This is a genomic window from Hydrogenophaga aquatica, assembly GCF_054780915.1.
Map to the genome: position 1 here is coordinate 92891 of NZ_BAAGVK010000001.1, position 13160 is coordinate 106050.

12 protein-coding genes and 2 riboswitches are annotated in these 13160 nt (G+C 65.4%); of the genes, 8 read left to right on the forward strand and 4 right to left on the reverse strand.

The genetic code is table 11. The annotated features are described in order from the left end of the window. Nucleotides 1-4: 4 nt before the first annotated feature. The gene (locus tag ACYVHH_RS00425) at nt 5-787 is read right to left on the reverse strand and encodes an SDR family oxidoreductase (protein WP_460563014.1); all 783 of its coding nucleotides are present in this window, start codon (nt 785-787) and stop codon (nt 5-7) included. A 153-nt stretch (nt 788-940) separates the two neighbouring features. Here ACYVHH_RS00425 and ACYVHH_RS00430 point away from each other — a divergent pair, with 153 nt between their 5' ends. Next, the gene (locus ACYVHH_RS00430; protein ID WP_460563015.1) at nt 941-2623 is read left to right on the forward strand and encodes an electron transfer flavoprotein-ubiquinone oxidoreductase; all 1683 of its coding nucleotides are present in this window, start codon (nt 941-943) and stop codon (nt 2621-2623) included. Nucleotides 2624-2637: 14 nt separating this feature from the next. Continuing rightward, nucleotides 2638-3063: a potassium channel family protein gene (locus tag ACYVHH_RS00435; protein ID WP_460563016.1), complete on the forward strand. Its 426-nt coding sequence runs from the start codon at nt 2638-2640 to the stop codon at nt 3061-3063. Between the two features lie 19 nt (nt 3064-3082). Here the strand turns inward: ACYVHH_RS00435 and ACYVHH_RS00440 are convergent, their stop codons facing one another. From ACYVHH_RS00440 to ACYVHH_RS00450, 3 genes are read right to left on the reverse strand one after another with little or no spacing between them, the layout of a single operon-like run. Further along, nucleotides 3083-4378, reverse strand: coding sequence for a sensor domain-containing diguanylate cyclase (locus ACYVHH_RS00440; RefSeq protein WP_460563017.1), 1296 nt, complete (start codon nt 4376-4378; stop codon nt 3083-3085). Between the two features lie 10 nt (nt 4379-4388). Further along, a complete protein-coding gene (locus tag ACYVHH_RS00445) occupies nt 4389-5006 on the reverse strand; it encodes a chemotaxis protein CheC (RefSeq protein ID WP_460563019.1) in 618 nt (205 codons plus the stop codon). Nucleotides 5007-5008: 2 nt separating this feature from the next. Continuing rightward, the gene (locus ACYVHH_RS00450; protein ID WP_460563021.1) at nt 5009-5380 is read right to left on the reverse strand and encodes a response regulator; all 372 of its coding nucleotides are present in this window, start codon (nt 5378-5380) and stop codon (nt 5009-5011) included. Between the two features lie 94 nt (nt 5381-5474). Then, nucleotides 5475-5577: riboswitch (glycine riboswitch) on the forward strand. 22 nt (nt 5578-5599) lie between these two features. Next, nucleotides 5600-5704, forward strand: a riboswitch (glycine riboswitch). A 52-nt stretch (nt 5705-5756) separates the two neighbouring features. Between ACYVHH_RS00450 and gcvT the strand changes: the two genes are divergently transcribed. From gcvT to ACYVHH_RS00480, 6 genes are all read left to right on the forward strand, one after another. Continuing rightward, the gene (gcvT, locus tag ACYVHH_RS00455) at nt 5757-6887 is read left to right on the forward strand and encodes a glycine cleavage system aminomethyltransferase GcvT (RefSeq protein WP_460563022.1); all 1131 of its coding nucleotides are present in this window, start codon (nt 5757-5759) and stop codon (nt 6885-6887) included. A gap of 46 nt (nt 6888-6933) precedes the next feature. Next, a complete protein-coding gene (gene gcvH, locus ACYVHH_RS00460; protein ID WP_460563023.1) occupies nt 6934-7299 on the forward strand; it encodes a glycine cleavage system protein GcvH in 366 nt (121 codons plus the stop codon). A gap of 30 nt (nt 7300-7329) precedes the next feature. Further along, nucleotides 7330-10266 (forward strand): aminomethyl-transferring glycine dehydrogenase, encoded by a 2937-nt coding sequence (gene gcvP, locus ACYVHH_RS00465; protein WP_460563024.1) that lies wholly within the window; start codon nt 7330-7332, stop codon nt 10264-10266. 21 nt (nt 10267-10287) lie between these two features. After that, on the forward strand, nt 10288-11361 hold the full coding sequence (locus ACYVHH_RS00470; protein WP_460563026.1) for a threonine aldolase family protein: 1074 nt from the start codon (nt 10288-10290) through the stop codon (nt 11359-11361). 12 nt (nt 11362-11373) lie between these two features. Next, nucleotides 11374-12765, forward strand: a complete 1392-nt coding sequence (locus tag ACYVHH_RS00475) for an L-serine ammonia-lyase (protein WP_460563027.1) — start codon at nt 11374-11376, stop codon at nt 12763-12765. Between the two features lie 84 nt (nt 12766-12849). Next, on the forward strand, nt 12850-13149 hold the full coding sequence (locus ACYVHH_RS00480) for a hypothetical protein (protein WP_460563028.1): 300 nt from the start codon (nt 12850-12852) through the stop codon (nt 13147-13149). Nucleotides 13150-13160: the final 11 nt, after the last annotated feature.

Genomic DNA, 13160 nt, shown 5'->3' on the forward strand with positions numbered 1-13160 from the left:
CTCCTCAGACCGCGAAACCATCGTCGGCAGCAATCACTGCGCCATTCACAAAGTGGCTCTCATTGCTCGCCAGCATCATCAACACGGCGTCCAGGTCCGCGGGCTGGCCCACACGCTTGCGCGGCAGCATCGCCACCAGCTTCTGGCCCGCCTCGGTTTCCCAATGATGGTGGTTGATCTCGGTGTCGATGTAACCCGGGCAGATCGCGTTCACATTGATGCCAAACCGGCCCCACTCCACGGCAAAGGCCTTGGTCATGTGGACCACGGCCGCCTTGCTCATGCAGTACACACCGATCTGCGGCAACACCTTCAGCCCCGCCATCGAGGCGATGTTGATGATGCGCCCGCCCACCCAGGTACCGGGCGCCGCCCCCTTGGCTCTTGCCAGCATGCGCTTGCCCACCTCCTGCGCCACGAAGAACGCCCCGCGCACATTCGTGTCCATGATGAAGTCGTAGTCAGCTTCGGTCACATCCTGCAGGCGCTGGGTGGTGCTCACGCCCGAGTTGTTGACGAGGATGTCGATAGGGCCAACCTCGGTTTCCGCTCGCGCCACGGCGGCACGGATGGACGCCAGGTCGGTCACATCCATCGCCACCACATGGGCGTCACCGCCATCGGCCTCAATGCCCACGCGCAGGTCGTCCAGGCGCTCGGTGCGTCGGCTGGCCAGCACCACGGCAGCACCGGCACGCGCCAGCGTGCGGGCAAACTGCGCGCCCAGCCCGCTGGACGCCCCCGTCACCAGGGCCACGCGGCCCGACAAATCGATCTGGTAAGCCATAGGAAATCCTCGGGTTCCCCCCCGATGTCGGGGGGCCGACAAAGATTGTGCACCTCAGGCCACTAAAATCGGTCGCCAGCACGACAGGCATGCGTCAGCTTGCTTGGCTAGCGCCCGAGCGCTCCTCATCCACAACGCCAGAGAGACTCCCAGATGACCCCACAAGAACTGCTTGAACAATTCGGCCCGCGCGAAGCGATGGAATACGACGTGGTGGTCGTTGGCGGCGGCCCGGCCGGCCTTTCCACAGCGATCCGCCTCAAGCAGCTGGCTGCAGAGAAAGGCGCCGAGGTCAACGTCTGCGTCCTTGAAAAAGGCTCCGAGCCGGGCGCACACATCCTCTCGGGCGCCGTGATGGACCCCAAGGCCATCACCGAACTCTTCCCCAACTGGAAAGAACTGGGCGCGCCGCTCAGCCAACCCGTCAGCGGTGACGACGTGCTCTTTCTGAAAGAAGGCGGTGCCACCCGCACGCCCGACTGGCTCGTCCCCAACAACTTTCACAACAACGGCTGCTACGTGATCAGCCTGGGCGCCGTAACCAAATGGCTGGGCGAACAGGCCGAAGCACTGGGCGTGGAAATCTTCCCGGGCTTCACCGCCGCCGAGGTGCTCTACAACGAAGACGGTTCCGTCAAGGGCGTGGCCACCGGCAACCTGGGCCTGGGCAAGGACGGCGAGCCGACCGACAACTTCCAGCTCGGCATGGAGCTGCACGCCAAGTACACCGTGTTCGCCGAAGGTGCACGTGGCCATCTGGGCAAACAACTCATCGCCCAGTTCAAGCTGGACGAGGGCAAGGACCCGCAAACCTACGGCATCGGCATCAAGGAACTGTGGGAAGTTCCCGCGGACAAGGCCAAGCCCGGCCTGGTGGTGCACACCGCTGGCTGGCCGCTGGATGGCAACACCTACGGCGGCGGCTTCCTGTACCACCTGGAAGGCAACAAGGTGACGCTGGGCTTCGTGGTGGGCCTGGACTACGCCAACCCCTGGCTCAGCCCGTTTGAAGAGATGCAGCGCTGGAAGACGCACCCCAGCATCAAGGCCCACATCGAAGGCGGCAAGCGCATTGGCTACGGTGCACGTGCCATTGCCGCTGGCGGCCTGATGAGCCTGCCCAAGACCGTGTTCCCGGGTGGCGCCCTGGTAGGCTGCGACGCGGGCTACCTGAACGCAGCGCGCATCAAGGGCAGCCACGCTGCCATCAAGAGCGGCATGCTCTGCGCCGAAGCAGCGTTCGACGCGCTGCAGGCTGGCCGCGCCAGCGACGAACTGAGCGCCTACCCGGCTGCTTTTGAACAGAGCTGGCTGCACCAGGAACTGGACCAGTCGCGCAACTTCAAGAGCTGGTTCAAGAAGGGCAACACCGTGGGTGCGCTGATGACCGGCATTGAACACTGGCTGCTGCCCAAGCTGGGCATGAAGCGCCCGCCCTGGACCATCCGCCGCACAAATGCCGACCATACCTACCTGCGCCCTGCGGCCGAATGCGCGCAGATCAGCTACCCCAAGCCCGACGGCAAGCTGACCTTCGACCGCCTCTCCAGCGTGTTCATCAGCAACACCAACCACGAAGAGAACCAGCCCGCACACCTCACCCTGAAGGATGCCAGCGTGCCGGTGAGCGTGAACCTGGCGAAGTTTGCAGGCCCCGAAAGCCGCTACTGCCCTGCCGGTGTCTACGAGTTCGTGAACAAGGACGGCGCCGACCAGCTGGTGATCAACGCCCAGAACTGCGTGCATTGCAAGACCTGCGACATCAAGGACCCGACACAGAACATCGTGTGGGTCACGCCCGAAGGCGGTGGCGGCCCGAACTACGCGGGCATGTGACGTCGTCCCGGGCAATGAAGAAGCTGTCGCTGCATCGCCGCCGCCTGGTCAGGCAAGGGCTGCTCTACTCGCTGGCGTTGGTCGCAGCGATATTTCTCATTGGCGGTCTGGGATTCTGGTGGCTGGACCCCAGCGTGCACAGTATCTCCGAAGGGCTGTGGCTGTCATTCACGACGGCGGCCACGGTAGGCTATGGAGACGTCGTGCCATCAACGGACGCTTCGCGGCTGTTCGCGGTGCTCGTGGTGCTGCTGGGCCTGGCGGTGCTGTCTCTGGTCACGGCATCGCTGGCAGCCATCTTCGTTGAAAAAGAGGTAGAGCAGGACGAAAAGGCCATGGCCTCCGAGATCCTGGGCGAACTGCACCGCCTGCGCCTCGAAGTCCGGGCGTTGTCGAACCGGCTGGAACAAGACCAGAATCAGGACCGCACGCCTGCGTGACAGTTGCGGCGCGGCCCGGTCAGCCCGGCAACCGCCCGTTCACCTCAACCCGGTTGCGCCCTTTGCGCTTGGCCAGGTACAGCGCCTGGTCGCACCGCGCCAGCACGGCCTCCAGGCTGTGGTCGGCCGGGTCCACAAGCCCGATGCCAATGCTGACCGTCAAGGCAACGGGCTGCCCCTTCGACAGGAAGGCTGAAGCCTCCACACGCTGCCGCAAGCGCTCCGCCACGAACTGTGCGCCGGGCAGGTCGGTATCGGGCAGCAGAATGGCGAATTCCTCGCCCCCCAGGCGGCCCAGGGTATCCACCTTGCGCATCTCGTTGCCAGCCAGCTCCGCGAAATGCCGCAGCACCGCATCACCCACGCCGTGGCCATAGGTGTCGTTCACCAGCTTGAAGTGATCAAGGTCCAGCATCAGCAACGCCGACTTGAGGCTGGGCTGACGTTGCACGCGTGCCAGTTCGCTGCCCAGCTGCAGCAGGAAATGGCGGCGGTTGGGCAAACCGGTGAGCGCGTCGGTGGCGGCCAGTTCGCGCAGCTCCGCCTCCATACGCTTGCGCTCCGATATGTCCTGCACGGTGCACAACAGGCTAACGGCGCGGCCTTCGGGCGCGCGCGACACTTCTGCCTGGAAGTGCACGTGCTTGTGCGACCCGTCGGCCAGGACCAGCGTGCAGTCCCGCTCCACGTCCTGCCCGCCCTGCGCTGCCAGCTCCACCGCCTCGGCCATCTGGTCGCGCTCCTGCGGGTGAACCAGCGACAGGAATGCCCAGTCGCTGGGCGCGTGCGTCTGGCGGCTCAAACCCAAGATGCGGTAGAGCTCGTCCGACCACACCGACTCGCCCTCTTCCAGGTCCCACTCCCAGGTGCCCAGCTGCGCGATCCGCGCCGCGTTGCGCAGCTGGTGCTCCTTGTTGCGCAACACCTGCTCCCTGTGCGCACTGACGGTGACGTCAGTGATCTGCAACAGGCAGCCCTGCCGCTCATCGTCGTCCTCGTAGGGCACGACATGAATGAGATGAATCATGCGCCGGTCGATCTCCCGGTCCTGAGGCCGGTGATACAGCGCCAGCCGCACCCGGCTGAGTGCCGGGGAAAGCAGAGCGGGCAGGCGCTGCCGGGTCGCCAGATCGATGGCATGCTGAAGCCTGCTGTTGGCCGCCTCCGGGAACACATCCAAAAGGGAGCGGCCCAGAACGGCGTCGCGGGAACATCCGGATCGTTCAGCCATCCAGCGGTTCCATAGGCGCACACGGCCATCGGCATCCAGCCCCACTATGCCCAGCTCCAGGGCATTGGCGAACCTAGAAATCATGGTTGCTCCCTCAAGCCAGGCCCATGCGCGTCATGTACGACACGACCAGTTCCATCAGGGTGCTCAGGGATGACACGCTCAACAGGAAGACGATCTGCCCGTGGATGCACTTCTGGCTGATCTTCAGGTCCACCTGCAGCAGCAGAACCACCTGCTCCGGTTCACCCTCCAACACCAGCGCGGCCTGCGAATCGCCAAAGCGGTGCACGGGCAGCGTGCTGTCAAACTGCACCGCGAACATGTCGGCCAGCACACTCATGCTGGAGTTGAGGATGATGTTGCCGATCTCGCACATCGCCTCCTGCTCGTATTCCGACAGCTCCTCTGCACTGAGGTTGGTCCCCCCCATCATCAGGCCGACGATCTCCAATGCGTTGGCCTCGGGGAAGACCAGCATGGCCTGCGCCTCAAAGGGGCCAGAGAACTGCTGCGAAACGGTGCTGAACTTGGTAAGCGGCTTGCCCGACAACGCCACAGCCGCCTCGTTCGGCGAGCACAGGCTCAGGCTGGGGGCTGACAGCAGCACCTCGTCGCCCACGATCATGCTTAGGCTCGACGCGGCACGCCCCACGCCGATGTTGAAGATTTCCAGGAGCGCGTCGCGCTTGAGGTCGCTGACATCGACCATGGTCACTTCCCGAAAAAGGCCAGAGCAGGCGACACCGTGGCCTCGGTGATGGGTTTGCCCACGAAGAACAGGCCGGCACGGGCAGCCGCGTCGCGCATGCGCTCCTGCACGTTGGCCGTGCAGACTGCGATGCGGATGCCAGGGTGCTTTTGCAGAATGCGTTCGGCCGCCTCCAGGCCGTTGGTACCCGGCATGTTGACATCCATGGTGATGAAATCCGGAGTCTCCTCATCCACACGGGCCAAGGCTTCGTCACCTGACGCGACTTCGACAATGCGCCAGTCAGGGCGCTGCGCAACGACAATGGCCTTGATCAGCATGCGTGACATGCGGCTGTCGTCAACGATCATGAGGAGCGGCTTGGCGTCGGACACGAGGCACCTTTCTTATGCTTGTGAATGCGGCACACGGGACTCTGGGCAACCCAGCAGTTTACCAAACGTTACATTTTCAGCCGTGGGTTAGAATTCCGGATTGTCAGGAGAGCGCTTCCCCAAGGGAAGCCGCCGAAGGCGCAGGACCGCTGATCGCGGTGGTCTGAACGCTCAGGCAAAAGGACTGGCAAACGCCGTCAGCCCCGAGGGGTTTGACTGCGCATCCCCACTGGAGAGAGGCCGCACACGATGCTGCCCACCGAAGGAGCAAGCCGCCCCGCATGGGCGGTGAATCTCTCAGGTAAAGCGGACAGCGGGGGCTAGATGCCGTGGTGATGAATGCCACGGTTGTTTCATGCCCCCATGGAGTCCGCTCATGACCAGCCCCGACACGCCCCTGTTTCAAACACCGCTGAACGCCCTGCACATTGAACTGGGTGCGCGCATGGTGCCTTTCGCGGGCTACAGCATGCCTGTGCAGTACCCCGCCGGGCTGATGGCCGAGCACCTGCACACCCGCACGGCTGCCGGCTTGTTCGACGTGTCGCACATGGGCCAGTTGCGCCTGGTCGGCCCCGACGCCGCTGCGGCCTTTGAATCCCTCATGCCCGTGGACGTGATCGGCCTGGGCCTGAACAAACAGCGCTACGGCCTGCTGCTCAACGACGAAGGCGGCATCATCGACGACCTGATGTTCGTCAACCGGGGGGACGACATCTTCGTGATCGTCAATGGCGCCTGCAAGGCAGGCGACATCGCCCACATCCAGGCGCGCATCGGCCAGCGCTGCCAGGTCATCCCCATGCCGGAACGCGCCCTGCTGGCCCTGCAAGGCCCACAAGCCGTGACCGCACTGCAGCGACTGCTGCCTGGCGTGGAACAACTGGTGTTCATGACCGGTGCCGCGCACCAGTGGAACGGTGCCAGCCTGTACGTGACGCGCAGCGGCTACACCGGCGAAGACGGCTTCGAGATTTCGGTGCCCGCCGAACACGCCGAGGCGCTGGCCCGCGCCCTGCTGGCGCAGCCCGAGGTGCAGCCCATCGGCCTGGGCGCGCGCAACTCGCTGCGACTCGAAGCAGGCCTGTGCCTGTACGGCAACGACATCGACACCACCACCACGCCAGTGGAAGCCGCGCTCAACTGGGCCATGCAGAAAGTGCGCCGCACGGGTGGCGCCCGCGCGGGTGGCTTCCCCGGCGCCAGCAAGATTCTGGCGCAGCTCGACGGCACGCAGCCGCCGCAGCGCCTGCGCGTGGGCCTGATCGCCAAGGAGCGCGTGCCCGTGCGCGAGCATGTGGAACTGCAGAACGCCGCTGGCGAGCGCATTGGCGAAGTCACCAGCGGCCTGCTCGGCCCCTCCATCAACCAGCCCATCGCCTTGGGCTACGTGCAGTCCGGTTATGCTGCGCTCGGCACGCAGGTGCAGGCGCTCGTCCGTGGCAAGGCGGTGCCGATGGAAGTGGCGCCCCTGCCCTTCGTGCCCAACCGTTATTTCCGTGGCTGATGCCACGTCCGCCCTCTTTCCCTTTCCATCCCCAGGAGCCCACCCCATGAGCCTGAAGTACACCCCCGACCACGAATGGATCCGCGTTGAAGGCGACATCGCCACCGTGGGCATCACGCACCACGCGCAGGACGCGCTGGGCGACGTGGTGTTCGTGGAACTGCCCGAAGTGGGCAAGGTCCTGGCCCAGAAAGACGTGGCAGGCGTCGTCGAATCCGTGAAGGCTGCCGCCGACGTGTACATGCCCATCAGCGGCGAGATCACCGAAGTCAACGAAGACCTGCGCAACGACCCCGCGCTGGCCAACAGCGACCCGCTGGGCGCTGGCTGGTTCTTCAAGGTCAAGCTGTCCAACGCTGGCGAAGTCGCGGAGCTGATGGACGAAACCGCCTACGGCGAACTGACCAAGTAAACCCCACCCGCAAGCCCCCCGGAGCCCGCCATGCTCATGCCCACCGCCCGGCCCCTGGCCGACCTGGAAAACGCCAACGAGTTCGTTGCCCGCCATATCGGCATCTCTGAAGCCGACGAGCGCCTGATGCTCTCGGTCATCGGTGAGGCCTCGCGCCGCGCCCTGATCGACGGCATCGTGCCGCGCAGCATCGCCCGCGCGCAGCCCATGGATCTGCCACCGGCAGTGACCGAGGCAGCAGCACTGGCAGAACTCAAGGCCGTGGCCAGCCAGAACCAGGTGCTGCGCAGCTTCATCGGGCAGGGCTATTACGGCACGCACACCCCGGGCGTGATCCTGCGCAACATCCTGGAAAACCCCGCCTGGTACACCGCCTACACGCCCTACCAGGCCGAGATTTCCCAGGGCCGCATGGAAGCGCTGGTGAACTTCCAGACGATGGTGACCGATCTCACCGGCATGGACATCGCCAACGCGTCCATGCTGGACGAGGCCACGGCTGCCGCCGAAGCCATGACGCTGGCCAAGCGCAGCGTCAAGGCCAAGGGCAACACCTTCATCGTCAGCGGCGACTGCCACCCGCAGACCATTGAAGTCATCCAGACCCGCGCCACACCGCTGGGCCTGACCGTGAAGGTGGTGCGCTCCACCGAAGAATGGCTGGCCGCCATTGCGGGTGATGATTACTTTGCCGCCATCAACCAGTACCCCGGCAGCAGCGGCTGGCTGGCCGACTGGCAGGCCAGCGCCGATCAGATCCACGCCAAGGGCGCTGCACTGATCCTGGCCGCCGACCTGCTGGCCCTGACCGTGCTCAAATCTCCTGGCGAAATGGGTGCCGACATCGTGGTGGGCACCACCCAGCGCTTTGGCATGCCCATGGGCGCGGGCGGCCCGCACGCGGCCTACATGGCCTGCCGCGACGAATTCAAGCGTTCGCTGCCCGGCCGCCTGGTGGGCGTGAGCGTGGACACCCACGGCAACCCCGCCTACCGCCTGGCGCTGCAGACGCGCGAACAGCACATCCGCCGCGAAAAGGCCACTTCCAACATCTGCACGGCCCAGGTGCTGCCGGCTGTGGTGGCCAGCATGTACGCCGTGTACCACGGGCCGCAGGGGCTGAAACGCATTGCAGAACGCGTGGCGTCCTACACCGCCATCCTGGCCACCGGGCTGGAGCAGTTGGGCGTACGCACGGTGCACCACACGGCGTTTGACACGCTCACGCTTGACATGGGCGCCGCCGACGCGGCCGATGCCGTTCACCAGCGCGCTGTGGCCCGGGGCCTGAACCTGCGCCGCTTCGTGGGCGGGCGTGCCGGGTTCGTCGGCATCAGCCTGGACGAAACCACCACCCGCGACGACATCCGCCAGCTGTGGAGCCTGTTCGCCAAGGAAGGCCAGGCCCTGCCCAGCTTCGACACCTTCGAAAAAGGCGTGGAAAGCCGCATCCCCGAAGAGCTGCGCCGCACCAGCGCGTTCATGACGCACCCGGTGTTCAACAGCCACCACTCCGAAACCGGCATGCTGCGCTACATCCGCGCCCTGTCCGACAAGGACCTGGCGCTGGACCGCAGCATGATCCCGCTGGGCTCGTGCACCATGAAGCTCAACGCCACCAGCGAGATGATCCCCATCACCTGGCCGGAATTTGCCAACGTGCACCCCTACGCCCCAGCCAGCCAGCTGCAGGGCTACAAGCTGCTGGACGAGCAGCTGCGCGCATGGCTGTGCCAAGCCACGGGCTATGCGGGCATCAGCCTGCAGCCCAACGCTGGCTCGCAAGGTGAATACGCCGGCCTGCTGGCCATCCAGGGTTGGCACGCCTCGCGTGGCGAAGCTCATCGCAACATCTGCCTGATCCCCCAGTCCGCCCACGGCACCAACCCTGCCAGTGCACAGATGGTGGGCATGCAGGTGGTGGTGACCAAGTGCGACGAAAGCGGCAACGTGGACCTGGACGACCTGCGCGCCAAGTGCGAACAGCACAGCGCAAACCTGGCCTGCGTGATGATCACCTACCCCAGCACCCACGGCGTGTTTGAAACGCAGGTGAAAGACCTGTGTGACCTGGTGCACAAGCATGGCGGCCGCGTGTACGTGGACGGTGCCAACATGAACGCCCTGGTGGGCGTGGCTGCGCCCGGCGAGTTCGGTGGCGACGTGAGCCACCTCAACCTGCACAAGACCTTCTGCATCCCGCACGGCGGTGGCGGCCCGGGCGTGGGCCCTGTCTGCGTGGTGGAAGACCTGGTGCCCTTCCTGCCAGGCCATGCCTCCGCGCAGGCGCAGGGTGCGTGCGTGGGCGCAGCACCGGTAGAGCCCAAGGTGGGTGCTGTTTCCGCCGCGCCGTTCGGCAATGCCGCAGTGCTGCCTATCTCCTGGATGTACATCCGCATGATGGGCGCCGAAGGCCTGAAGCACGCCACCGAAGCAGCCATCCTGGCGGCCAACTACATCAGCAAGCGGCTGGCCAACCACTACCCCACGCTGTACGCTTCGGCCAACGGCCACGTGGCGCACGAGTGCATTCTGGATCTGCGCGGCCTGAAGGACACCAGCGGCGTGATGGCCGAGGACGTGGCCAAGCGCCTGATGGACTACGGCTTCCACGCCCCGACGCTGAGCTTCCCGGTGGCCAATACCCTGATGGTCGAGCCCACCGAGAGCGAGACACTGGAGGAACTGGACCGTTTCATCGACGCGATGATCGCCATCCGCGAGGAAATCCGTCTGGTGGAAACCGGCGCCTGGCCCAAGGACGACAACCCGCTGAAGAACGCCCCGCACACGGCTGACAGCCTGATGAAGGCCGACTGGCCTCACCCCTATGGCCGCGACGTGGGCGCCGCCAGCGCGTCTACCCGCGCGCATGCCAAGTACTGGCCGCCCGTTGGCCGTATCGACAACGTCTATGGCGACCGCAACCTGTTCTGCAGCTGCGTGCCCGTGACCGACAGCGAATAAACAAGACTTCAAGGAGTATTCATGACCGTGCGCTCGCCCCACACCCAACATTTCGCCAGCGACAACTACGCTGGCATGTGCCCCGAGGCGACGCACTGGTTCATGCAAGCCAACGCCAGCGGCCACCAGCCCGGTTACGGCGACGACATCTGGACACAGCGCTCCACCGACGCCATCCGCGACCTGTTCCAGACGGACTGCGACGTCTACTTCGTCTTCAACGGCACGGCGGCCAACTCGCTGGCGCTGGCCGCCATGTGCCAGAGCTACCACTCAGTCATCTGCACACCGGTGGCGCACATCGAGACCGACGAATGCGGCGGCCCCGAGTTCTTCTCCAACGGCTCCAAGTTGCTCATCACAGAGGCCGACAGCCCCGCCGCCCGCCTGGGCAAGATGACGCCGGACGCCGTTGAGCAGCTCGTCACCAAGCGCAGCGACATCCACTACCCCAAGCCCAAGGTGGTCAGCATCACGCAGGCCACCGAAATGGGCACGGTCTACACGGTGGAAGAGGTGCGCGCCATTTCGGCCATCGCCAAGCGGCGCAAGCTCAAGCTGCACATGGACGGCGCGCGCTTTGCCAACGCCGTGGCCGCGCTGGGCTGCCACCCGAGCGAGATCACCTGGCGCGCCGGGGTGGACGTGCTCTGCTTCGGCGGCACCAAGAACGGCCTGCCCATTGGCGAGGCGGTGGTCTTCTTCGACCGCGAACTGTCGGAAGACTTCGCCTACCGCGTCAAGCAGGCGGGGCAGTTGGCGTCCAAGATGCGCTTCATCTCGGCGCCCTGGGTGGGACTGCTGGAAGACAACGCGTGGCTGCGCAACGCCAGCCATGCCAATGCCATGGCAAAACAGCTGTACGAAGCCATCCGCCACATTCCCGGCGTGAATGTGCTGCATGCACCGCAGGTGAACTCGGTGTTTGCCCAGTTGCGGCCGCAAGCCATCGAGGCCATGTACGCCAAGGGCTGGAAGTTCTACCAGTTCATCGCGGGCGGTGGCTGCCGCTTCATGTGTGCTTGGGACACCACACCCGAAGCCGTGGAAGCCTTCGCGGCAGACCTGCGCGAAACCAGCGCTGCCAACGCCTGAGAACAACGGACCATGGCTGTCTCCGCCTTTGACCTGTTCAAGATCGGCATCGGGCCCAGCAGCTCGCACACGGTGGGCCCCATGCGTGCCGCCCGCATGTTCGTGCTGGGCTTGCAATCGGCCGGTCTGCTTGAACGGGCGGCGCGGGTGCGCTGCGCGCTCTACGGTTCGCTAGGGGCCACGGGCAAGGGCCATGGCAGCGACAAGGCCGTGCTGCTGGGCCTGTGCGGGCATGAGCCCGAGACCGTGCCGATCGAGGAAATCGAGCCAGCCATCGCGGCCATCCAGGCGGAAAAGTGCCTGCCCCTGCTGGGCAGGCACACCGTCGCATGGAATGGCAAGGAAGACCTGCTCTTCCACCGCACCCAGACCCTGCCCTTCCACGCCAACGGCATGCTGCTGTCGGCCTGGGATGCGGACGGCGCCGTGCTGGCGGAGCGCACCTACTACTCGGTGGGCGGCGGCTTCGTGGTGAGCGAGGAAGTGGCCGCCGACGGCCAGCGCCAGAAAGTGATCGCCCCGGACGCCACGCAGTTGCCGATCCCATTCCGCACGGGCGACGAACTGCTGCAACGCTGCCGCGAGCACAGCCTGTCCATTGCTGGCGTGATGCGCGTGAACGAGCGCCACTGGCGCAGCGATGTGGAAGTGAACCAGGGTCTGCTGCATATCTGGTCCGTCATGCAAGGCTGCGTGGAACGCGGCTGCCGCACCGAAGGCACCCTGCCCGGCGGCTTCAAGGTGAAACGGCGCGCCCCGCAGCTGCACCGCGACCTCACATCCAACCCTGAAAAGGCCCTGATGGACCCGCTGCAGGTGCTGGACTGGGTGAACCTGTACGCCCTGGCCGTGAACGAGGAGAACGCCGCGGGCGGCCGCGTGGTCACGGCGCCAACCAACGGCGCGTCGGGCATCGTGCCCGCCGTGCTGCACTATTACCGGCGTTTCGTGCCGGGCGCCACCGACGAAGGTGTGGTGGATTTCCTGCTCACGGCCGCGGCCATCGGCATCCTCTACAAGGAAAACGCCAGCATCAGCGGCGCCGAGGTGGGCTGCCAGGGCGAAGTGGGCGTGGCCTGCTCCATGGCCGCAGGTGCCCTGTGCGCGGTACTGGGCGGCACCCCCGAGCAGGTGGAGAACGCCGCCGAAATCGGCATGGAGCACCACCTGGGCCTGACCTGCGACCCGGTGGGCGGCCTGGTGCAGATTCCGTGTATCGAGCGCAACGCGATTGCCTCGGTCAAGGCCATCAACGCCGCGCGCATGGCCCTGCGCGGCAACGGCACGCACTTTGTCAGCCTGGACAAGGTCATCAAGACCATGCGCGAAACGGGGGCAGACATGAAGGTCAAGTACAAGGAAACCTCGCGCGGGGGCCTGGCGGTCAACATCGTGGAGTGCTGAACGCTGCCCTTGGCGCATGCGCCAAGGGTTGCCCTGGCAAAGCGGGTGGGCGTAAACTGCCGCTACCTACGCCGAGGAGCCGTCATGAACGAGACACCCGAGTCCCTGACCGCGAGCGCCGAGCAGTTCCTGAACCACACCGAGGGCGTCAAGTTCCCAACGGCCCTGGCCAGCCAGTACCCGCGCATCGTCAACCATCTGGTCGAACTCAAGGACGACAAGGATGGGTTGCGGAACTACTTCAACGAACTCACGCACGACCACCGGGGCGGCCGGCACGGTTTCCCGTTCGACGTGCTCATGGACATCCACAACCTGCGTGAAGCCATGCTGGGCGACCTGACCGGCTTCACCCTGGACGACAACAACAAGTGGGTGTCCTGAGCGCCCTTGCC

Excerpts from the sequence above, each read along its gene's own strand:
- ACYVHH_RS00425 (WP_460563014.1), bottom strand. The coding sequence starts at position 787 with ATGGCTTACCAGATCGATTTGTCGGGCCGCGTGGCCCTGGTGACGGGG.
- ACYVHH_RS00430 (WP_460563015.1), top strand. The coding sequence starts at position 941 with ATGACCCCACAAGAACTGCTTGAACAATTCGGCCCGCGCGAAGCGATG.
- ACYVHH_RS00435 (WP_460563016.1), top strand. The coding sequence starts at position 2,638 with ATGAAGAAGCTGTCGCTGCATCGCCGCCGCCTGGTCAGGCAAGGGCTG.
- ACYVHH_RS00440 (WP_460563017.1), bottom strand. The coding sequence starts at position 4,378 with ATGATTTCTAGGTTCGCCAATGCCCTGGAGCTGGGCATAGTGGGGCTG.
- ACYVHH_RS00445 (WP_460563019.1), bottom strand. The coding sequence starts at position 5,006 with ATGGTCGATGTCAGCGACCTCAAGCGCGACGCGCTCCTGGAAATCTTC.
- gcvT (WP_460563022.1), top strand. The coding sequence starts at position 5,757 with ATGACCAGCCCCGACACGCCCCTGTTTCAAACACCGCTGAACGCCCTG.
- gcvH (WP_460563023.1), top strand. The coding sequence starts at position 6,934 with ATGAGCCTGAAGTACACCCCCGACCACGAATGGATCCGCGTTGAAGGC.
- gcvP (WP_460563024.1), top strand. The coding sequence starts at position 7,330 with ATGCTCATGCCCACCGCCCGGCCCCTGGCCGACCTGGAAAACGCCAAC.
- ACYVHH_RS00470 (WP_460563026.1), top strand. The coding sequence starts at position 10,288 with ATGACCGTGCGCTCGCCCCACACCCAACATTTCGCCAGCGACAACTAC.
- ACYVHH_RS00475 (WP_460563027.1), top strand. The coding sequence starts at position 11,374 with ATGGCTGTCTCCGCCTTTGACCTGTTCAAGATCGGCATCGGGCCCAGC.
- ACYVHH_RS00480 (WP_460563028.1), top strand. The coding sequence starts at position 12,850 with ATGAACGAGACACCCGAGTCCCTGACCGCGAGCGCCGAGCAGTTCCTG.